Source organism: Novosphingobium organovorum, from assembly GCF_022832435.1.
Classification (GTDB): Bacteria; Pseudomonadota; Alphaproteobacteria; order Sphingomonadales; family Sphingomonadaceae; genus Novosphingobium; species Novosphingobium organovorum.
In genome coordinates, this window is sequence record NZ_JALHLF010000020.1 from 23,049 (window position 1) to 43,801 (window position 20,753).

Annotated in this window: 17 protein-coding genes and 1 pseudogene; 10 read left to right on the top strand and 8 right to left on the bottom strand. The window is 67.0% G+C overall.

The window, feature by feature from the left end:
• The first annotated feature begins 169 nt into the window (after positions 1-169).
• The 3 genes from MTR62_RS07675 to MTR62_RS21455 are packed head-to-tail and all read left to right on the top strand — an operon-like array spanning position 170 to position 5,735.
• The gene (locus MTR62_RS07675; protein ID WP_244018635.1) at positions 170-1,627 is read left to right on the top strand and encodes a Wadjet anti-phage system protein JetA family protein; all 1,458 of its coding nucleotides are present in this window, start codon (positions 170-172) and stop codon (positions 1,625-1,627) included.
• On the top strand, positions 1,624-2,331 hold the full coding sequence (locus MTR62_RS07680; RefSeq protein ID WP_244018637.1) for a DUF4194 domain-containing protein: 708 nt from the start codon (positions 1,624-1,626) through the stop codon (positions 2,329-2,331). Before MTR62_RS07675 ends, MTR62_RS07680 begins: the two co-directional genes overlap by 4 nt.
• Positions 2,328-5,735: an SbcC/MukB-like Walker B domain-containing protein gene (locus tag MTR62_RS21455; protein WP_244018639.1), complete on the top strand. Its 3,408-nt coding sequence runs from the start codon at positions 2,328-2,330 to the stop codon at positions 5,733-5,735. Before MTR62_RS07680 ends, MTR62_RS21455 begins: the two co-directional genes overlap by 4 nt.
• 14 nt (positions 5,736-5,749) lie before the next feature.
• Here MTR62_RS21455 and MTR62_RS07690 read toward each other — a convergent pair whose 3' ends face one another.
• The 3 genes and pseudogenes from MTR62_RS07690 to MTR62_RS21325 form a co-directional block, all read right to left on the bottom strand.
• The gene (locus tag MTR62_RS07690) at positions 5,750-5,923 is read right to left on the bottom strand and encodes a hypothetical protein (RefSeq protein WP_407672639.1); all 174 of its coding nucleotides are present in this window, start codon (positions 5,921-5,923) and stop codon (positions 5,750-5,752) included.
• A 6-nt stretch (positions 5,924-5,929) separates the two neighbouring features.
• Positions 5,930-6,013: pseudogene (locus MTR62_RS21600) on the bottom strand (hypothetical protein); the annotation flags it as partial.
• Positions 6,014-6,080: 67 nt separating this feature from the next.
• Positions 6,081-6,206, bottom strand: a complete 126-nt coding sequence (locus MTR62_RS21325; RefSeq protein ID WP_268739717.1) for a hypothetical protein — start codon at positions 6,204-6,206, stop codon at positions 6,081-6,083.
• A gap of 584 nt (positions 6,207-6,790) precedes the next feature.
• Here MTR62_RS21325 and MTR62_RS07695 point away from each other — a divergent pair.
• A complete protein-coding gene (locus MTR62_RS07695) occupies positions 6,791-7,693 on the top strand; it encodes a sensor histidine kinase (protein WP_244018642.1) in 903 nt (300 codons plus the stop codon).
• Between the two features lie 117 nt (positions 7,694-7,810).
• Entirely contained in the window at positions 7,811-8,413 is a 603-nt protein-coding gene (locus MTR62_RS07700) for a hypothetical protein (RefSeq protein WP_244018644.1), read from the top strand.
• Here the strand turns inward: MTR62_RS07700 and MTR62_RS07705 are convergent.
• Genes MTR62_RS07705 through MTR62_RS07715 form a run of 3 tightly spaced genes read right to left on the bottom strand, consistent with a single transcriptional unit; the run spans position 8,392 to position 12,668 of the window.
• Positions 8,392-10,641, bottom strand: coding sequence for a CHASE2 and HATPase_c domain-containing protein (locus tag MTR62_RS07705; RefSeq protein WP_244018646.1), 2,250 nt, complete (start codon positions 10,639-10,641; stop codon positions 8,392-8,394). The two genes, MTR62_RS07700 and MTR62_RS07705, sit on opposite strands and share 22 nt — an antisense overlap.
• 3 nt (positions 10,642-10,644) lie before the next feature.
• Positions 10,645-11,970 carry a FecR domain-containing protein gene (locus MTR62_RS07710; RefSeq protein WP_244018648.1) on the bottom strand — a complete coding sequence of 442 codons (1,326 nt, stop codon included), beginning with the start codon at positions 11,968-11,970 and terminating at the stop codon, positions 10,645-10,647.
• On the bottom strand, positions 11,967-12,668 hold the full coding sequence (locus tag MTR62_RS07715; protein WP_244018650.1) for a response regulator transcription factor: 702 nt from the start codon (positions 12,666-12,668) through the stop codon (positions 11,967-11,969). Before MTR62_RS07715 ends, MTR62_RS07710 begins: the two co-directional genes overlap by 4 nt.
• Before the next feature lie 932 nt (positions 12,669-13,600).
• Between MTR62_RS07715 and MTR62_RS07720 the strand changes: the two genes are divergently transcribed.
• Complete coding sequence (locus MTR62_RS07720) at positions 13,601-13,867, top strand: hypothetical protein (RefSeq protein WP_244018652.1); 267 nt, start codon at positions 13,601-13,603, stop codon at positions 13,865-13,867.
• Positions 13,868-13,896: 29 nt separating this feature from the next.
• Here MTR62_RS07720 and MTR62_RS07725 read toward each other — a convergent pair whose 3' ends face one another.
• Positions 13,897-14,826, bottom strand: coding sequence for a LysR family transcriptional regulator (locus MTR62_RS07725; protein ID WP_407672640.1), 930 nt, complete (start codon positions 14,824-14,826; stop codon positions 13,897-13,899).
• A gap of 62 nt (positions 14,827-14,888) precedes the next feature.
• Between MTR62_RS07725 and MTR62_RS07730 the strand changes: the two genes are divergently transcribed.
• The 4 genes from MTR62_RS07730 to MTR62_RS07745 all read left to right on the top strand — a co-directional run bounded on the left by MTR62_RS07730 (position 14,889) and on the right by MTR62_RS07745 (position 19,441).
• Positions 14,889-15,953, top strand: coding sequence for an aldo/keto reductase (locus tag MTR62_RS07730; RefSeq protein WP_244018656.1), 1,065 nt, complete (start codon positions 14,889-14,891; stop codon positions 15,951-15,953).
• Positions 15,950-17,119: an MFS transporter gene (locus MTR62_RS07735; RefSeq protein WP_244018658.1), complete on the top strand. Its 1,170-nt coding sequence runs from the start codon at positions 15,950-15,952 to the stop codon at positions 17,117-17,119. Before MTR62_RS07730 ends, MTR62_RS07735 begins: the two co-directional genes overlap by 4 nt.
• Before the next feature lie 157 nt (positions 17,120-17,276).
• A complete protein-coding gene (locus MTR62_RS07740) occupies positions 17,277-18,050 on the top strand; it encodes an enoyl-CoA hydratase/isomerase family protein (protein ID WP_244018660.1) in 774 nt (257 codons plus the stop codon).
• Between the two features lie 230 nt (positions 18,051-18,280).
• The gene (locus tag MTR62_RS07745) at positions 18,281-19,441 is read left to right on the top strand and encodes an isovaleryl-CoA dehydrogenase (protein ID WP_244018662.1); all 1,161 of its coding nucleotides are present in this window, start codon (positions 18,281-18,283) and stop codon (positions 19,439-19,441) included.
• Between the two features lie 369 nt (positions 19,442-19,810).
• Here MTR62_RS07745 and MTR62_RS07750 read toward each other — a convergent pair whose 3' ends face one another.
• The gene (locus tag MTR62_RS07750) at positions 19,811-20,689 is read right to left on the bottom strand and encodes a LysR family transcriptional regulator (protein ID WP_244018664.1); all 879 of its coding nucleotides are present in this window, start codon (positions 20,687-20,689) and stop codon (positions 19,811-19,813) included.
• Positions 20,690-20,753 lie beyond the last annotated feature (64 nt).

A 20,753-nucleotide genomic window follows, 5' to 3' on the forward strand; every position in this document is an offset into this window, starting at 1 on the left:
ATCATCGCGCCCGTTCCTGCTGGAGGAACGTCTGGCCGCACGCGTGCTACGCAGGTGTTAACAAGCCGGACCCGCGTGGTTGCGGGCCGGATGCCCCCTTTCTATGAGCCGCTCCCTTTTTATCGTCCGTGCGCCGATTCTGCGCAGCGGGTGCAACCATGGGACCGCGATGCATAGCCACAGCGAGGGAAATCGGCAGCCGGGCAAGCGCGATGCCCTGTTCGGGCACTTGCCGCCCAGTCTCTTCGCCGTGCTCGCCTCGCCCGCGCGGCGCGATTACGCGCGCCTCATCCTGTGGATCTACCGCGCCTTCTTTGGCGAGAACTACGCCAACCCGGTGCGCAAGGACGATCTCGTCGCTTTCATTGCGACCCAGATCGACCGACTTGACGACATCGTCGACGATTTCGCCGCCGAGGCCGCCAACGCCGATGCCAGCCAGAACCCGCTCAACGTCTACGTCAAGCTGCGCCAGGCGGGCTGGCTGGTCGAGCATACGCGCGGCTATGTCGAGATGGTCGATCTCGACGCTTCGGTCTCGATGCTGCTCGAAACGCTCAGCGCCATCGAAGAGGGGGAGGCGGTCCATTTCGGGGGCACCATCGCCGCGCTCGAAAGCGTGATCGAGCGGCTGGGTGAGAACCCGTTCGACAAGGCCTCCTCGCTCGCCGATGCGGCGCTGCGCGCGCGGCGCTTCCAGCAGCACCTCTCGGCGATCATCGGCAACTTGCGCGTCCACGAACAACGCATCGTCTCCGACCCGCAGCCCACCCGCATCCTGGCGCGCTTCTTCGATTTCGTCGAGGACGTGCTGATCGCCGACTACCGCGTCATCAAGACCACGAACAATCCGTTCCGCCACCGCAACCGGATCATCCAGATGATCTCGGACTACGAGCACGACCCCGCGACCGTTTCGGCCTTCGCGCAAGGCTACGTGGCGCAGGGACTGGCTTCGAACCCCGAGATCGCGATTTCGCGCGTGCGTCACCACCTGACGCAGGTGAAGCGCATCTTCGATGCCGCCGAGGAACGGCTCGACGATATCGACGCCTTCCGCAGCCGGCTCGAGCAGCGCATCGCGCGCACGGTCAGCTACATGAACGAGGTCGACGCCTCGAGCCTGGTGCGCATCACCCACCTGTTGCGCGACGTTGCCGCGCTGCCCGCCGCGTGGGACGATGCGCTCGAGGTCGCCTCCGAACTGGCCGATCCGGTGCGCCACTGGGGGCCGGACAACCTGGCCAGTCCGGCCGCGCGCCGCGTCGTCGCGCCGCCCAGTCCGGTGCGCACGGTGCGCGTCGATCCCGCACTTGTTGCCTACGACCATTCGCAAAAGCGCTACCTGCTCCAGCTCGCGGTGACCCCGCAGAAGATCGCCGCCTATATCGAGAGCAATCTGGGCGAGCGCGACCGGCTCGACGCGGGCGCGTTTCGCATCACCAGCCCGGAGGAGGCGCTTTTGCTGCAGGGCGCGCGCCAGCTCGACATGGTCGGCAACAAGGACCTCGCCCGGCGCTATCGCGTCGTCCACGAACCGGGCCGCATCGTCGAGACCGACTGGTCCGCCTTCACCGCCTTTCGCATCGAACGTCTTTCCCCCTCAGTCCCGAGCACCCAAGCATGACCGGCCCCACTCTCTACGATCTCGAGGAACTGCTCGAGCGCCCCGCCAACCGCGATCTCACCAAGGAGATGATGGTGCGCGCGGCCGATCGCCTGCTGTTCCAGCAGTGCCTGTTCCGCGACGATCACAACGCGGGCGCGATCTATGATCTGGTGGTGCGCCACCGGGTCTACTTCGCCGGGCTGTTCGATGCGCTGGGCCGCGATCTGGTCATCCGCCCCGATGAGATGATGATCGAGCTGCGCCCGCAGGAGAGCCTGGCGCGCACCGTGCTCTCGCTTGACGAGACGATCCTTCTGCTCGCGCTGCGCGCCAGTTTCGAGCAGGGCGTTCTGGCGATGAGCCAGGAGGAATTCGGCCATGTCGCGACGACCTCGATGGAAATGCTCGAACGCTATGACCAGTGGGTTGCGCGGACCCGTCCGCCATGGCCGCGTGTGCGCCGCATCCTCGAAAGTTTCCGCCGCCGCAGGTTCATCGACCTGGGCGAGGACATTCCGCTTGAGAACGGGGTGGCGATCACCATCCGCCCCTCGATCCGCAGCGTGACCGGCGAGGCCTGGCAGACCCGTGTCGAGGAATGGATCGCCGCCTCGCGCGAAAAGGCCGAGAGCGAGCGGAGCGCCGCAGCCGAGGAACAGGCCGCCCCTCCCGAACAGGGCGCCACCGACGACCCGCGCGAGACCCAGGAGGCCGCATCGTGATTACGCTCAGCCGTATCAATCTCATCAACTGGTATACCTTCGAGCGTCTCTCGTTCGATCTGCGCGGCAGTACGTCGCTGATCGGCCCCAACGGCGCGGGCAAGTCCTCGATCCTCGATGCGATCCAGGTCGTGCTGACCGGCAACAACAAGAACTACTTCCAGCTCAACGCCAGCGCCAACGTCACCGCCGGGCAGACCCGCAAGGTGGGCGAGAACCGCTCGGTGTTCGACTATTGCCTGGGCCGCGTCGCGGGCGAGACGCTGCGCAGCAATTGCCTGAGCTACGTCAGCCTGGTGTTCGAGCGCGAGCACGACGGCATGTGCTGGACGGTGGGCATCGGCATGAGCGCGGTCGAGGGCGAGCAGGGCGAGGACGTGCTTGGCGCCTTCATCGCGCCGGGCCAGTCGCTCACCGACCGTGACTTCATCGAGGAGACCGACGGCGGCTCCTATGTGCTGCCCTATGGCGAGCTGGTGGCGCGCCTGCGCAAGCACGAGGGGTTCGAGAATTTCGGTCATCGCCCGACCCATTTCACCCGCCGCGTGCTGACCGTGCTGGGCGGCAGGGGCCACCACGCCGACCCGGAAAAGTTCCTCAAGACGCTGCGCAACGGTCTGCGCATCCGCGAGATGAAATCGGCGAGCGAATTCGTGCGCGAGTTCCTGCTCGATCCCGCCGGGCTCGACGTCGAGGGCTTGCGCAAGTCGGTCGCCACCTGGCGCGGGCTGCTCAAGAAGATCGATGACCTCGAAGTGCAAAAGCGCCAGGTCGGCGAGGCCATCGCGGCCTATCGCGAACTGGACGACAAGCTGGGCGAGGAAACCCGCATGCGCTGGGTTGCGGGCAAGGCCGAGCGTGAGCGGCTGGCCGAGCATGTGCGCGCGGTGCGTATGCAGCATGACAGCAAACTCGCCGAGCAGGACCTGGCCGAGCGCCGCCTGGTGCGCACGCGCGAGACCGTGGCGCGGCTGCGCGAGGAGATCCAGGAGATCTCCCGCGCGCTCAAGAACGACACGCGCGAGCAGGCGATCCGCGAGTTTCGCGAGCTCAACCTGCCGATCGCCGAGCGGGCCTTTGCCGAGGCGGACAAGGACTATCAGGGCCATTTCGCCGCGATCGCGGCGGTGGCCGGGCTGGCCGAGCGGCTTGATGCGGCCGGGCCGGGCAAGGAAGCGCGGCTGGCGCTCGAAGGGCTCAAGGCCCGCGTGGGGGATGGCACGGCGCTGTCCACCCGCGACATCGATCAGGTCGTTGCCGATCTGGTTCCCGTGCTTGAACGCTATGTTGCGGGGGCGCAGGACGCTCGCGAGGGGCAGTTTGCCGAGATGGCCGCGCTGCGCGCGAGCCTTCGCGAAAACCGCGAACGGCTGGCCGGGCTCGAACGCGGCGGCGCGCTGATCGAGGGGCCGACCGCGCGCCTCATCGCCTATCTCGACGACAATGGCATCGCCGCGCGCCCGATCTGCGAACTGGTCGACGTGACCGACCCGCGCTGGGTCGAGGCCGCCGAAACGCTGCTTGGCGCAGCGCGCGACGCGCTGGTGGTCGATCCGGCCGATGCGCAGCAGGCCATTGCCCTGCTGCGCCAGCAGCGCCGCGATTTTCCCGGCACGCAGATCGTCAACACCACCAAGACGCGCGAGCACGCTTCTGCGGCGTCGCCGGGCAGTCTGGCTGCGGTCCTGGCGACCGACGATCCCCACGCGCGCGCCTTCGTCAACCGCCGCCTCGGCTCGGTGCGCCGGGTCGAGACCGAGCAGGAATTGCTGCAGCACGACCGTGCGGTCACCCCCGATTGCCTGTTCTCCTCGGGCGGGTCGATCGAGAACCGCCGCCCGGCGCAGGTCCATCGCCTCGGCAAGGAAGCGAGCCACAAGAACCGTCAGGTGATCGAGGCGACGCTGGTCCAGCAGGAGGAGGCGCTGGTGAGCGCTGAAGCCCGCGCCGGCGCGCTCAAGGGCGTGCTGGGCGATGTCCAGCGGTTCCTCGAGGCGGGCGTGGGTGCAAGCCTCGCCGAACTGGAGCGCGCGCGTCAGGGCGCGGCCGAAAGCGTCGAGCAGATCCGTGACAATATCCGCACGCTCGAAGGCGAACGCCCGGTCGAGATCCGTGAGCGTCTCGTGGCGCTCAAGGCCGATCTGGCGGGCTACGAGGAAGAACTCGAAGCCGACGAGAAGGCGCAGCGCGTCGCCGGGCATCTGGTCGGCGGCATGGACGAAAAGCTGGCCATCGCGCGCACCGAACTGGAGCGCGCCGAAGCCGAGTTCGATGCGCGTGACAAGCTGGGCGCACGCCTGCGCGAGGAAGCCATGCGCGACTATGCGCTGATGCTGGACGAGCACGCCCGGGTCCTGCCCGCGCTGCGCAACGCCGCGCAGGATCAGGCCGCCAAGGCCCGTACGCGCGCCAACCAGCTGCTAGGGCAAGCGCCGCAGAAGGCCTATGCCTACGCCCACGATGCCGGCATCACCGCGCAGTTCGACAAGGACGCGGCCCCCGCCGATCAGCTCGCCTGGCTCGAGACGCAGATGGGGTCGATCGTCACCAACACGCTGGGCGACTACCGCGATCAGGCCGAGCAGGCGCGCGGTTCGATCGAGACCTCGCTCAAGACCGACATGCTGGTCAAGCTGCACGACCGGATCGAGGGCGCCAAGCGCCAGATCCGCAACCTCAATCGCAGCCTCCAGCTGCGCCCGTTCCACGGCGAGCTGTACCGCTTCGAGGTCAAGCCCGACCGCTTCTTCGCCGAGATCGTCGAGATCGCGCGACTGGTTCAGCTCAACAGCATCGATGTGAGCACGCTGTTCGACGAGAACGCGAACGGCATCGCGCCCAGCCTGATGAAGGGGGTCGAGCGGCTCAAGCGGATGATCGACGAGGGCGAGAACGTCGAGCAGATCAGCGACTACCGCAACTACCTGCAGTTCGAACTGCTCACCACCACGCTTGATGGCGAACGGGTGACGTCGGACTACGCCAAGCGGCAGGGTAGCGGGTCGGGCGGCGAGAAACAGGTGCCGTTCTATATCGCGATGGCCTGCGCCATGGCCAACGTGTGCCACGGCACGGAAGACGATCGCGAGCGCATGGGGCTGGGCATCATCCTGTTCGACGAGGCGTTCAACGCGCTCGACGGGGGCAACGTCAACAGCTGTCTGGGACTGCTGCGCGAGTTCAACCTGCAGGTCTTCGCCTGTGCCCCGATCGAGAAGCTGGGCGTGTTCATGGAACAGATGGACACGGTGCTTTCGGTGCGCCGCATCGGCACCACAACGATGCTCTACGCCGACTATCTCAAGGACGAGGGGCGCCGCAAGTTTCGCGAGGCGAACCCGGCCAACGAACCGTTCGACCTGTTCCGCCAGCGCTTCGAGGAGGACGATGCCGCCGCTCCCTAGAGTATCCGTGATGGTCAAGCCAGAGATTGTGCCCAGCATCTGTCCGCTTTGAGCAGCGCGTTTGCGGTGACGATGAGCTTTCGCATGACGGCAGTAATCGCGCTTTTGCCGGGCTTTCCTGCGGCGACGAGTTGTTGGTACTTGGTTTTGAGGTCAGGGTTGTATCGGGCGGCGACGAGGGCCGGCATATAGAGAGCCTCCCTCACGTTGGCGCGGCCGCCCCGGAGGAAGCTTTTGCCTTTCCATTGGCCCGACTGTCGCGCGAGGGGCCCGTTCAGGGTTCAGCTTCAGGCAGGGCCAGTTGGTCAGCGCTGCCTCCGGTGCGCGATGATAGGTGCCCGTTGCTTAATAGGCGATCCGTTCGATCGGCCATCGTCGCAGCCAGGCGATCAGCGCCTTGTGCCCCTTGGCGGTATTGGCAAACTGGCGCTCGACGCCAGTGGGGCAGGCATGGCTGGGGTGGGTCTGCAAATGTCAGAATCGAACCACTTGCGGGAGGGCAACCCCAATATGCCCCCCCGCACATGGGAGGGGCAGTGAGACTTGGAGAGCGTAGCGAACCTAGGCGCAGCGGGGTGGGCGGCTAGTGGACCGCCCGCTCACCACCCAATTCTTTCGTTCCGATCATCGCCAGATTTGTCGACGCAGCCTGGCGGCCCGATCTCCGGCGCGCATCAGTCAAACCCTGCACGTCTAGCGTTCGCCATTTCGAAAAATTACCTATATATCAAAAGTAAATCATTGGTTTTACATTAATTTACCGTTTGGTCCCGCGCCAGTGCGGGAGCGCTCATGCTAATACCGGCTCGGGTAGCACAAAGCGTTGAAGGTGAAAATTGGAGCCATTGGACTATATCGAGCGGAGCCGGGGAGCCTTCGGGACCCGTGGTCCGGCCCGATCGGGAGAGGCGCCCTGGCCGCAGCGGGCTGCCGGTTCGTTGCGGATGGGGTGCCACTGGTTGCGGGGGCATCAGCCCCTGTGGTTGACGCAGGTGCAAGTGGGAATAGGGCTGGGGGCAATCGCGTTTGTGTCGGGGCGGGCGGTGTCGGGCGCGATGCCCGCGCTCAATCCGGGCGATCTGTTCGTGCCGTTCCTGTTGCTGGCCAGTCTGCTTGGGCGCTGGCCGGGCGGTCTGGCGTTCTTGGCGGTGTTCGCTGCGGCGCAGTGGATCGGGGGGATCTGGCCGCAAGGCTTTGGCGCCTCCCAGGGGTTCGTCGGACCGCCTCGGGCGCGCGATGCGGTGTTTGCGCTGCGGGACGTGGTGCCGGGCGTTCTTGTCCTCGTCATCGCCGAAGCGGGGCAGCGGGTGATGCAGGCGCGGCTCGACGCGGCGCGCGAGGACGTGGCCTGGCAGCAGACGCTGGTGCGCGAGGTCGAGCATCGGGCCAAGAACGATTTCGCGCTCGCGGCGAGCCTGCTCGAGATCGACCGAAGGCGGGCTGCGACCAATCCTGCGTCCAATCCCGCAGATGTGATCGAGGACGCGCTCGACCGGTTGCAGATATTTGCCGGGCTCTACAGCCCTCACGCCCGGTTGCGGCACCTCTCCTCGGGCCTGGCGATGCGGCCTTACCTCGTCGAAATCTGCGATCGGCTGGCGCGGGCCGGGCTGTCGGACCGGGTCGACGTCGTCACCGATTTCGCCGACGTCCGGCTCGAACCGGGCGTTGCCTTGGGGGTGGGGCTCTATCTCAACGAGGCGCTGCTCAATTGCGCCAAATACGCCTTCGGGACGCAAGGGCGCGCGGGCACGATCCTGATCGCGCTGGTGGCGACACCCAATGCCTGGGCGCTGTCGATCAAGGACGATGGGCCGGGTTTCAGCGCCGACCCGCGCGCGGGGGAGGGCGAGGGCCTGCTTGCGGCCTTTGCCCGGCAGGCGGGGGCGCGCCACGCCGTCGATGTATCCCCTCTGGGACGCCACCTGCGCATCGCGGGGCGACGGCCTCGCCCCTGAAGAAAGAGACGGGGCGACGGCCGCATGCCTGTCGCTAAGGAGAATTGCTTGTACCTCACGGGCCCTGTGATCTATACTGAAACATTGCTTGTGCCGGTGGAAAGTCGACCCGATTTCATGAAGTTGTCTTCGCTTTTTGTTGCGTGTGCTGCGGTTGTCGGCTGCGCGGGATGTGCTGGCGAGCCGCTGCGCTTCGGGCAGGCGTCCAGCACGGCCTGGCCCGCTCCCGATCAGCGCACGTTCGCCATGGTGGGTACGGGCGCGCCGCAGGATGCGGTGCGCAACGTGCTCGTGCGCTATGGCTTTCAGGAAAGCGCCGATGCGCGTCTGCGGGTCGAAGTGGGCTACGCGGTGCGCCGCAAGGCGCTGTCGGTCCGTGGGCCGCAGGGGCAGCCCTCGGGCGCGCCGGAGACGATCATCGACGACGCCTCCAGCGCGCCCGCGAGCCTGCCCGCCAGCCCGCCACAGACGGTGACGCTGTCACCCGCGGCCCGGCGCACGGTGAGCTTTTGCACCAAGCAGGCCCATGTCCTCACGCTCGCCTTCGTCGACCGGGCGAGCGGGGCGATCCTGTCACGCGGCGGGGCGACGCTCGGCCGCTGCAAGGCCGATGAGGCGCAGGTGCTGTCGAAACTGGCGACCTCGGCGGTGCTTTCCGCGCGCGATGGTCAGACGCGCGATGGTCACATGTACGATGGTCACACGATGGCGGGCAGCTGAATTGCAAAGCGGGTGCCCGTCGGCAGGCGGGGCTCGCAGGTTATCGCGCCGCCGTGGCGGGTGACGACCGTCGCCACGAAGGCAAGGCCCAGACCCGCCGAAACCGAGCCCTTGGCCCCTTGCGAGCGGTAGCCGAAACGCGCGAAGAGGTTGCGTCGGCGTTCCTCGGGAATGCCTGGACCTTCATCCTCGATCGAGCAGGTGACGCTGTCCGGCCCGGTGCACTCGACCCGGCAGGCGATGGTCGCCTCTGCGGGGCTGAAGCGGATCGCGTTGTCGAGCAGGTTGACCAGAGCGCGGGCCAGCGCGCCATGTTCGCCGGCGATGTAGAGCCCCTCTTCGGGCGCTGCGATCGTTACGTGCACGCCCTGGCGCGAGGAGCGGGGCCAGACTTCGTCGACCGCTTCGGTAAGCACCGCGACCAGATCGATCTCCTCGGGCGCGAACGGGGCGCTGGAGAGGCGGGCGAGCTGGACGAAATCGTCCGCCAGGTCGAGCGTCTTGCGCGCGAGACCGGCGATCCGGGCGGCCAGTGCCGGATCGCCGATCGTCTCGCGCTGGCGCTCGAGCAGGGTGATGATCGAGCTTTGCGGCGAGCGCATGTCGTGGCTGAGGAATTCGAGCGCTTCCTGCCGGTCGCGCTGGGCTCTGCGGATGGCGGTGATGTCGACCAGATGGGTGATCGTCCCGCGCTCGACCCCGGTGTGATCGCGCAAGGGAAAGGCGCGTAGCGAATAGACCGTATCGTCGGGCAGGCGCAGCTCGCGCAGGCCATCAGTGTCGACCACTTCGCCGCCCGACAGCGCGACGAGGTCGGTGGCGGCAAGCCGGGCTGTCGGGGGCAGCGTGGTGTCTGGTGACTGCGCGGCATCGCCGCTCGCGCGCGCCAGCATCGTGCGCGCGGCGGCGTTGGTAAGGCTCGTCGTGCCCGCGCTGTCGGTGACGAGGATTGCATCATCGACGCTCTCGATCGTGTCCGAGACAAGCTGGCGCAAGTCGCGCATGTTGGCGATGGCCTGGCGCAGCCGGGTCGCCTGCCCGCCGACCCGGTCGTGCAGGGGCCAGGCCGGATCGGCGAGCGGGAGCGGGCTGTCCTCGCGCGCGAAGGCGTCGAGCTCTTCGGCGATCTGCGCGTCGATTGCCTGGAGCCGGCGCCAGCCCCACAGCGGGTAGGCGACGAGGAGGCCGGTCAGCGCCGCGCTCGGCGCCAGCCAGACATGCGCGAAGACCAGCAGCGCGGCGGGCACAGCCAGCACCAGCGCGACCATCGCCAGCGAGACGGTCAGCGCCTTTGCCGGACGCAGCCACCAGAAGCCGAGCATCAGCCCCAGCACCGGCAGAAGCGAAAGCAGGATGTGCAGCGCGGGTCCGGGTGTCGCGATCAGGCGCTGGTTGAGCAGCGCGTTGAGGACATTGGCCTGAAGTTCGATCCCGCTGATGATCCCCCCGGCGCGCGAGGGAACCGTGAACCGGTCCCCCAGCCCGCTTGCCGTGACGCCGACCAGCACGATCTGCCCGTCGAGGAATTCGGGCGGAACCTCGCCCGTCAGCACGCTGGCAAAGGAGAGCGTGCGAAAGTGTCCGCTGGTTGGCGGGAAGGGGATCGTGGCCAGAAACGTGCCTTGCGCGGCGTGGCGGGTGTAGAGCGGCGAGGGGTGGCCCTCAGCAATGCGGTAGGTCTCTTCCATCAGGTGGGGCCAGAGGTGGCCGTCGACCCGCAGGGAAAGCGGGACCGAACGGGCCGTGCCGTCGCTGTCGGGAAAGAGCGCGACCTGGCCCAGGCTGCGCGCGGCGGAGGCGACGAGGGGGATAGGCCGTGTCACGTCGATCGTGCGGCCGTTGCGGCCCGGCGCCTCGAACAGCATGGGCAGGGCGACGTTGCCCGCATCACGCAGGGCCCTTGCAAGCGCCTGGTCCTCGTCGGGACGGGCGGTTTCCGTGAACAGGATGTCGTAGGCGACGGCGGCGGCGTGCGCGTGGGCAAGGCTTTCCAGGACACGGGCATGGACCGCGCGCGGCCAGGGCCAGCGGCCGAGCCGGGCCACGCTTTCATCGTCGATCGTGACGAGCACGATGCGATCCGAGGGTGGCGGTGCGGCCAGGCCCAGCAGGCTGTCGTAGAGGACGTTGTCGAGCCGTTCGGTGCCTTTCTCGTGGATCAGCGCGGCCACGCCCGCGCAGGTCAGCAGCGTGACCAGCACCCACTCCAGCAGCAGCCGCGCGCGCACGGGCTACCGGCTCTGGTCGGCGATGGTCAGCTTTTCGGGGCTGGTCCAGTTCTCGAACGTGCCATCGGCGTCGGTCTGGGTGAGGCCGACGCGCCACAGATAGACCCCGGCGGGCAGATCGCGGATGGTCGCCTCGCTCGTCTCCAGGCCGACTTCGTCGACTACCGGCGTGCTTTCGAGCGTGTCGCGGTAGATCTGGAGGCGGTAGTGGCGGGCGCCTTCGCCATTGCCGAACCAGCGGAACAGGTAGCCATCGTCGGTCGCCTCGGCCTCGGCGTGGACCGAGGCGAGGTGGCGTACGAACGAATAGCTCTGGCGCATCCCGGCCAGTTCGCCCGGCCCGATCGCCGAAACGCGGATGTACTTGCGCCCGTTCTCGATCGTGTCGAAGACGAAGTGGGGGGAGGCCTGGTCCTGTTCGAGGAAGGTGTCGACGAAGCCGGCATCGTTGGCGAGCTGGACGCGGTAGGCGCTTGCGCCGGGCAGCGGGGCGATGTCGAAGGAGACCTGATCGTCGATCTGCGCACGGCCCGGATCGGTGAGGTCAGGCGCGCCGAGCAGCGCCAGCCGGACTGGCGCTGCGCCAGCCTGCGAGACCGCGCCGAAGCCTTCGGGGACGCGGTTCGTCGCGCTGCCATCGGGGGCCGAGACGGCGACGGTTCCTTCGAACACTGCGGTGCCGCCCTGCGTCGCGTCGGGCGAAAGCGAGACGGCGTATTCGGTGCCGCGCACGGCGGTCAGCGAGAGCAGGGTGCGGATGATGAAGCCGCTGTCGGGATTGGCGAGCGGGGTGTCCTTGGTGTCGAGCGTACCGCGACCAAGGCCAAAGCGATAGTCGATGGTGCGGCCCAGCGTGTAGGTGCGCAGGCGCAGGATCGTCACGTCGCTGTTGGAGGGCAGCGCAACGCGCGAGCCGTTGGTGAGGACGAGCGTGGTGTAACTGTTCGCCGCAGTGGTGACCTGCGCGCCCTCGCGCAGCACGGTGCCGTTGGTCGAGGGCAGGGTGGCCCCGGCGGCGCGAAAGACCACGCTGCCACGCACGCTGGCGACTTGTGCACTCGCCGGGGTCCAGCGCAGCCAGGGGCGCGGGATGGTGAAGACGCGCCGCGCGGGCAGGCGGCGCGGGTTGGCAACGTGCCAGAGGCGTTGCAGGTCGCGCCAGTCGTGTCCGGGCGCGAGGTAGAGCCGGGCCAGCTGCGAGAGCGTGTCGCCGGGCTTTACGGTGTAATGGATCGGCGCATCCGGCGCGGCGGGCGCGATCGTCTTTGCCGCACCGCCTGACGTCGCCGGGGTCGTCGCCGCGGCGGCGGTGAGCGCGAGCGCGATCACGCGGGGTCTCCTTCGAGGAATTGTTCCATGCGATACCCGTATCCCGCAATGGCCGCGATGCGATAGCCGTTTTCGGGGCGCAGGCCCAATTTCGTGCGCAGCCGCGAGACATGCATGTCGAGCGTGCGGGTCGGCAGATGGGGATCGGCGTGCCACACCGCCTCGAGGATGTAGCTGCGCGAGAGGGGGCGGTGCATGTTCTCGAACAGCAGGACAGCCAGCGCGAATTCCTTGCTGTTGAGAGTGACCGCCTGGCCTGCGATCGACACGTCCTCGTTGAGCCGGTCGAAGCGGTAGTCACCGAAATCGACGAAGCGGGCCTTGGACGGCCCCTGTTGGGTGCGGCGCAGGACCGCCTCGATGCGCGCGGCGATGACCGGCGCGGTTTCGGGCTTGACGATGTAGTCGTCCGCGCCTTCGCGCAGCGCCTGGGTTATGGCGTCCTTGTCCGACTGGTTGGTGAGCATGATGATCGCGGTCTGGTCGGACGGGTCGGAGCGGATCTGACCCAGGATAGCAAGCCCGGTAACGTCGGGCAGATCCCAGTCGAGCAGCAGCAGATCGTACGTGTCGCGGCGCCGGGCGGCAAGAAGCTTGGCTCCGGTTGGAAAAATGTCGCAGCTATGACCGAACTCGCGCATCGCTTCCTGAATATAGGATGCCAGGTCCGGGTCATCGTCGACAACGGCTAACTTCATGCAAACCCCTGACTTGGGCCCGGAGGTAATCTGCCTGTCCATTACCGGACAAGGCCGGGCCATGTTTTGCGCCTAGCATGATTTAGCCGAGATTTGAGCTGCGTTACAACGTTTTACAAGCGGTTGCGCGAGACCGTGATAGAGGGCTCGGCAGGGACGGCGGGATCGTTTTATCGCTGCCGAGGCCGAGTGATTCCGCCGTCCGTCCCGCGTTGTGCCGTTTGCCGGTGGCTTGCCGGTCGGCGGTCTTTGCGGTCGGGCCTTGCGATAAGGCGCCTGCCCGCGCGCAGGGCAGGCAGGATTACCAACTCGAAGAGCCCGGTGCTCGACGGGAGGGGACACACCCAACAGGATCGCTGACGCGGTCGTCCCCTGGATAACACGATGACCCAGGTCGGTCTGGAGTGCGGAACGTTCAGACTGACCAAACTGCCCCTCGTTCGGGGATCCGTCCCGATACGGACGAGGAGCGGGTGACCGGTGTCGGGCGGCTTTCAGCTCCACCATTTGGGAGACGCCGCGCCGGTCACCCCTTTTTTAGGGGCAGGACCATGGGTGTGCCTTATTCGGGCGTGGCGTGAGTCGATTTTTCGACTTGCGCGGTTGTCGAACGGCGATCGCTCCTCCATGGGGCGCCCGACAGGCGGTGCGGGGGGACTTGCACCGTTTCGTTCAGGAGGCTTCGTTTCGAAGCGATCCTGGTCAGGCTCTTCGTCCTGTCTGCCGGAAGGCCGGGTCATTCCGTACTCCGGCCCGGCCCGTGGTCGGAACCGACCGGGCGGGTGAGACGAAACGGGGTTTTGTCCCCGTCTTGGAAAAGAGTTCAATCGACTGAGAATTTCCCTTCATATACAGAAGCATGAGGGGCCGGGCGACGCGAATTGGGATTCGCTCGCCCGATGGGGAAAGTGGAAGGTAATTGGTTCGTTACTATGGCTGACAATTCCGAAATCGAAATCGACATTGAGCGAGCCATTCTCAATATCAACGGGCATTTCTGGAACCTGCTGGTCGAAATGCTGGCCAAGAGCGGCAACCTGAACGTGCATGAATTCGTGGACCGCGTCTCCGAGTTCGTGCGCAAGGATACCGAGATTTCCTCGATCGAGCGCAGCATCCTCGACATGTGGCGCAAGGATCTGGCGATGACCGCCGAACGGATTACCGGACGTCCATCCTACCCGTCCAACGATCGCTGAAACCGGCGGGCAGGCTTGCCACGGCACGTTCAGCCCAGCCGCTGCGCCAGAAAATCGATGAACACGCGCAGTCGGGCGGGCAGGTTGCTGCCGCCCACGAAGATCGCGTGGATCTGCTCGACGTCGCCCGGATTGTAGGCCTCGAGCAGGGGGACGAGGCGTCCTTCGGCGATGGCCCCGGCCACGCTGAACAGCCCGACGCGGGTTATGCCCACCCCCTGCATCGCGAGTTCGGCCAGCGTCTCGCCGTTGTTGGCCTCGACCGGGCCGGTCACGCTGAGCGCGAAGTCGTGGCCTTCGCGGCGGAACGGCCAGACCGGTTCGGCGCGCCGGAAGCTGAAATTCAGGCAATCGTGTTCGTGCAGGTCCTCCGGGGCCAGCGGTGTGCCGCGCCGCGCAAGATAGGCCGGCGAGGCGACCACCACGCGGCGCGTCTCGCCCAGTTTGCGCACGGTCAGCGTGCTGTCGGCCAGCGGGCCGAAGCGGATTGCGACATCGGCCTGTCCGCCGGCGATGTCGACCAGTCCGTCGCTCAGCGAAATATCGACGAGAACCTGCGGGTAGAGCCGGACGAATTCGCCGAGCAGGGGGACCACGCATAACCGGCCATGCGACAGGGCAGCCGAGACGCGCAGCCGTCCGCGCGGCACACCGTGATCGGCAACATGCAGTTCGGCGTCGTCGAGATCGCTCAGGATGCGCCGCGCGGCCTGGAGATAGGCCTGTCCTTCGGCGGTCAGCGTGATCGAGCGGGTCGAGCGCAGCAGCAACCGCACACCAAGGCGCGCCTCGAGGCGGTCGATCGCCCGGCTGATCGCCGATGGTGTCAGCCCGAACGCGCGCGCGGCGGCCGAGAAACTGCCCAGGTCAACGACCGCGCTGAACAGCTCCATCGATCGCGCCCGATCGGGGCCAGCTTCCAGTTTTGCGTTCAATGCAAATATCCTTGGTTCGCGCATGGACTAATCAGGCGCCCTTGGCTTGTCCATCTTTGCCTTCTGTTCGCAGGAAAGGTTCAATCATGGAATATCGCCAGCTGGGTTCGTCGGGGCTTCGGGTCCCGGTACTGAGCTTTGGAGCCGCCACGTTTGGCGGCAAGGGCCCCTTGTTCAGCGCCTGGGGCCAGACCGGGGGCGAGGAAGCGCGTCGGCTCGTCGACATCTGCCTCGAGGCCGGGGCCAATCTGTTCGACACCGCCGACGTTTACTCCGACGGGGCCTCTGAAGAAGTGCTCGGCGCGGCTATCGCGGGGCGCCGCAACGCGGTTCTGATATCGACCAAGACCGGCTTGCCGCTCGGTGATGGGCCGGGCGACTGGGGGGCGAGCCGTAGCCGTCTGATCGGCGCGGTCGAAGCCGCGCTCAGCCGCCTGGGGACCGACCATATCGACATCCTCCAGCTCCACGCCTTCGACGCCTCGACCCCGGCCGAGGAGCTGATGGGCACGCTCGACCTGCTCGTGCGCAGCGGCAAGATCCGCTACGCGGGTGTCTCCAATTATCCCGGCTGGCAGGTCATGAAGGCGCAGGCCATCGCCGATCGGTACGGCTACCCGCGCCTCGTTGCGCACCAGGTCCACTATGCGCTCACCGGCCGGGCCTACGAATGGGACCTGATGCCGCTCGCGGCCGATCAGGGGCTGGGCGCGCTGGTGTGGAGCCCGCTTGGCTGGGGGCGCCTGACCGGCAGGATCGGCCGCGACCGGCCGCTGCCCGAAGGTAGCCGCCTGCACGAAACCGCCGCCTTCGCCCCGCCGGTGAGCGAGGAGCAGCTTTACCGGGTCACCGATGCGCTCGAGGATATCGCCGCACAGGTGGGGCGCAGCGTGCCGCAGGTCGCGATCAACTGGCTGATCGGCCGTCCCACCGTTGCCTCGGTGATCCTGGGCGCGCGCAATGAAAGCCAGCTGCGCGACAATCTGGGCGCCGTGGGCTGGCGGCTGAGCGGCGAGCAGGTCGCCCGGCTCGATGCCGCCAGCGACGTCTTGCCACCCTATCCGCACACCCCCTATCGCCAGCAGGAGGGCTTTGCCCGGCTCGACCCGCCGATGATCGCGCCTGTGCCGGGCGCCGGAGAACGGGCATGAGCCGCTTCAATCCGGGCATCGCGGCGCTTGCGGTCGGTGCGTTCGGCATCGGCATGACCGAATTCGCGCCGATGGGACTGCTGCCGATCATCGCGGGAGACCTGGGGGTGAGCGTCCCGGTGGCCGGGGTGCTGATCAGCGCCTACGCGATGGGCGTGGTGGTCGGCGCGCCGCTGATGGCGCTGACCACCGGGCGGATGGACCGGCGCACCTTGCTGATCGGCCTTGCGGGGATCTTTACCGCGGGCAACCTCATCGCGGCGGTGTCGGGCAGCTATGCGGTGCTTATGATCGCGCGGGTGATCACCGCGTTCAACCACGGGGCCTTCTTCGGCGTCGGCTCGGTGGTGGCCACCAGCCTCGTCGCGCCCGAGCGCAAGGCCGGGGCGGTGGCCTCGATGTTCATGGGCCTGACCATCGCCAATCTCGTGGGCGTGCCGCTGGTGACGTTCATGGGCGAGCAGCTGGGCTGGCGGGCGGCGTTCTGGGTGATCGCCGGGCTGGGGCTGGTGACGATGGCATCGTTGCGGCTCGCGCTACCCGCACTGCCGCCAGCGGCGGGTGGCAACGCGCTCGCCGAACTCAAGGTGCTGACGCGCGGGCAGGTGCTTGGCGCGCTGGCGCTGACGGTCGTCGGGTCGAGCGCGATGTTCACCGTGTTTTCCTATATCGCGCCGATCCTCAAGGTTGAGACCGGGGCCTCGATCGGCTTCGTCACGGCGATGCTGGTGACGTATGGTCTCGGGCTGACGGTGGGCAACTGGCTGGGCGGGCGCTACGCGCAGCGTTCGGTCCAGCGCACCCTGATCCTGGCGTTGGCCGGGATGGCGCTGGTGCTGTGCCTGTTCGCGCTGGTCATGCCCTATCGCGTGCCCACCGCGCTCGTCGTCTTCCTCTTTGGCGTGGCGAGCTTTGCTCTGGTTCCGCCGCTTCAGGTGCAGGTGATGGACGCCGCGCACGATGCGCCCAACCTGGCCACTTCGGTCAATATCGGCGCGTTCAACCTGGGCAACGCGCTGGGCGCGGCGCTTGGCGGGGCGGTGATCGCCAGTGGCCTTGGCTATCCGGCGGTGGCGCTGGCCGGAGCGGGAACCTCGCTCGCGGGACTGGCGGGGCTGCTGGTTCTGCTGCGCGCGCCGCGAAGGGGGCTTGGCGCGCAAAACTGAGCACGGGCTGCGCGCGCGTGCCGTCATGGCGCGCGCGGGCCTCGTCCGATCGCGGCCTTGTGCGATTTTTGCGGGCAGGGTGCTTGAACAAGGCCATGCTTTTCGGGAATAACATGCCTCGCGTGCGCCACGGCGCGGTGCAGGAGACAAGAGCGGCATGACCATCGAAGTGACCCTTGAGAGCGACGGCCATGTCGCCAAAATCGTCTTGTCCAAGCCGCCGCACAACTTCGCCTGTCCGGCCCTGCTGCGCGAGATCGCCGGGGCGCTCTACAAGGTCGACAACGATCCGCAGCTGCGCTGTTCGCTGCTGGTGGCCAAGGGGCGCTCGTTTTGCGCGGGCGCCGATCTGGCAGGGGACGAAACCATGGCCGGGACCAGCGGCATGGCCGCGATCGGCCAGCTTTACAGCCAGGCCGAACGGCTGTTTCGCCGCCGCAAGCCGATGGTCGCGGCCATCCAGGGGGCGGCGATCGGGGCCGGACTTGGCCTGGCCATGGCCGCCGACTTTCGCGTTGCCGATCCCACCGCGCGCCTCTCTGCCAATTTCACGCGGCTCGGTTTCCACCCCGGTTTCGCGCTGACCTACACGCTCCCGCGCGTGCTGGGCGCGCAGCGCGCCTCGTGGATGATGCTCTCGTCCGAACGCGTGAAGAGTGACACGGCGCTGAACTGGGGCCTGGTCGACCGTGTTGTCGAGGAAGGCACCGTTGCCGAAGAGGGGCTGGCCATGGCGCACGAGATTGCAGGCAACGCGCCGCTGGCGCTGCTTGCGGTGCGTCGCTCGCTGATGGATGGTGTCGCCGATGCCGCGGTCGCGGCGATGCGGCGCGAACACGCCGAACAGGTCGCGCTGCGAGCGACGGCCGACTATGCCGAGGGCGTGGCCTCGGTGTTCGAGCGGCGTCCGGCGCATTTTATCGGCGCCTGATCGAACGGCCCGGTTCGGAAAAAGCCCGTTTGGAAATTCGCTCGAGGCGAATGTCTGGGCATTTCCTTTCTCGCTAAACCTTTTCTTTCCATGCATTATTATGTCGCAATTGCGATATTAAGATGGCTTTCTTCAGACGTCTTGTTGCTTGACCCGGCGCGCCGGGTGGAGGATGCAGGAGGCATGGAACGCGCAGGCCCGCAAAGGGTCGCCGGGAAAGAGGATGTCCGATGAAAGCCACCCCCGAATTCGACTTCGCGCTGGGCGACAGCGCGCAGATGATCCGCGAGACTGTCGCCCGTTTTGCCGATGAGCGCATTGCCCCGCTCGCCGCGCGGATCGACCGGGAGGACTGGTTCGCGCGCGAACTGTGGCCGCAGATGGGCGCGCTGGGCCTGCATGGCATAACGGTGGAGGAGACCTGGGGCGGTAGTGGCCTGGGCTATCTCGAACACGTCATCGCGCTCGAGGAGGTGAGCCGCGCCTCCGCCTCGGTTGGCCTGTCCTACGGCGCGCATTCGAACTTGTGCGTCAACCAGATCCGCCGCTGGGGCAACGATGCGCAGAAGACGAAATACCTGCCCCCGCTGATCGCGGGCGATCATGTCGGCAGCCTCGCCATGTCCGAGGTGGCGGCGGGCTCGGACGTGGTGAGCATGAAGTTGCGCGCGCGCGCGGAGCCGGGGGGGTGGCGCCTCTCCGGTACCAAATTCTGGATTACCAACGGCACATACGCCGATACTCTCGTGGTCTACGCCAGCACCGATCCCGAGGCGGGATCGAAGGGGATCACCGCTTTTCTGATCGAGAAAGGCATGCCCGGTTTCACGATCGGCCAGAAGATCGACAAGATGGGCATGCGCGGCTCGCCCACCTGCGAACTGGTCTTTACAGATTGCTTCGTGCCCGACGCGAACGTGATGGGGCCGGTCGGTGGCGGCGTGAACGTGCTGATGAGCGGGCTCGACTACGAACGGGTTGTGCTGGCCGGGCTTCAGATCGGGATTATGCAGGCCTGCCTCGACACGGTCATCCCCTATGTCCGCGAGCGCCGGCAGTTCGGCGCGCCGATCGGCACCTTCCAGTTGATGCAGGCCAAGGTCGCGGACATGTACGTCGCGTTGCAATCGGCGCGCGCCTACGTTTATGCGGTGGCGCGCGCCTGCGACGCCGGGCAGACGACCCGTTTCGATGCGGCCGGTGCGATCCTCTACGCCAGCGAAAGTGCCTTTCGCGTGGCGGGCGAAGCGGTTCAGGCGCTGGGCGGAGCGGGTTATACCACCGACTGGCCGGTCGAGCGCTACTTGCGCGACGCCAAGCTGCTCGACATCGGGGCCGGAACCAACGAGATCCGCCGCATGCTGATCGGGCGCGAGCTGATCGGGGTGTGACACAGGGAAAACGGCGAGCGAACACGGGAATGTGAACCCGTGTTCGTCAACCGTCTTCGCGCTTCACTGCGCTAAGTCGGCGAAATGGGGTGGAGAGCGGCTGCGCGGGAGCGTGAAAGAAAAGGGAAGATTTCCCGGGGGATGATCCCCCGGACCCTCGAAATGTCGATGTTTGGGCATGACCCATCCGTCCGGCACGATTGGCGCCGCAGGCTCTAGAATGTCTCCCGACGAACCCGAGCGCAACGTTTAGGTGAAGCGCACCGCCTCCAGTTTTCGGGGTGCAGGGGGCAATGGCCCCCTGCTTCAATCCCTTCCTTCTTCGTCTGCCATGGGGCGAAACCGGAAGCTTAAATTTCGTGGCGCCGGCTAGGTCCCGTTGAGCCGAGCCTGCAATTCGGCGCGCAGCTTTTCGACCAGCGTGCTGACCTTGGGGGCGAGGTGTTTGGGGCGGGGATAGACCGCCCAAATCGGTTCGTCCTCGGGCCCTTCCGCGCTCAGCACTTCGACGAGCGCCCCGGTGGTGAGGTGCGGAGCGGCGTAGAAGCGCGGCAACTGGCACAGTCCCATGCCTTCGAGCGCCGCCTCCAGGACCATGATCCCGCTGTTGGCCTTCCAGCGCCCTTCGGGCCGGAAGGTGGCCCCGCGCGCGAATTGCCACAGCGTGTTGGAGCCGAGCAGACAGGCGTGCGCCTTGAGGTCGGACAGGCGCTGCGGCGTGCCGTGCGCGGCGAGGTAGGCGGGCGCGGCGACGGTCACCATCGCGCGCGAGGCGACCCGCGTTGCGACCAGGCGCGAATCCTCCAGATGTCCGGTGCGGATGGCAAGGTCATAGCCGTCGCGAATGAGGTCGACCACGTCGTTGTCGAGATCGCAGCTGACCGAAATGTCCGGGAATTCGAGCGCATAGGCGCGCAGGATCGGGCCGATGAAGCGTTCGCCCAGCGTGTAGGAGCAGGTAATGCGCAAGTGTCCGCGCGGGGCCGCGCTCGCGCTCATCGCGGCAATGGCGTCGTCGCGCTCGGTGATGAGGCGCGCGGCGGTGTCGAGAAAGTGGCGGCCCGCTTCGGTCAGGCTGAGCGAGCGGGTGGTGCGGTGAAACAGCAGGTTGCCCAGTCGCGCCTCGAGCCGCCCGACCGAGCGGCTCATGTGCGTGACCGACGCGCCGAAAGTGCGCGCCGCGCCGGTGAAGCTGCCCGCGCGCGCGACGCTTACGAATTCCTCGATTCCATCCCAGGTTCCGCTCATGATTATCCCTGTAGAGTTATAATGCTTTGCGTAACAACCCCATTCACGCCAATCCGGCAACGCG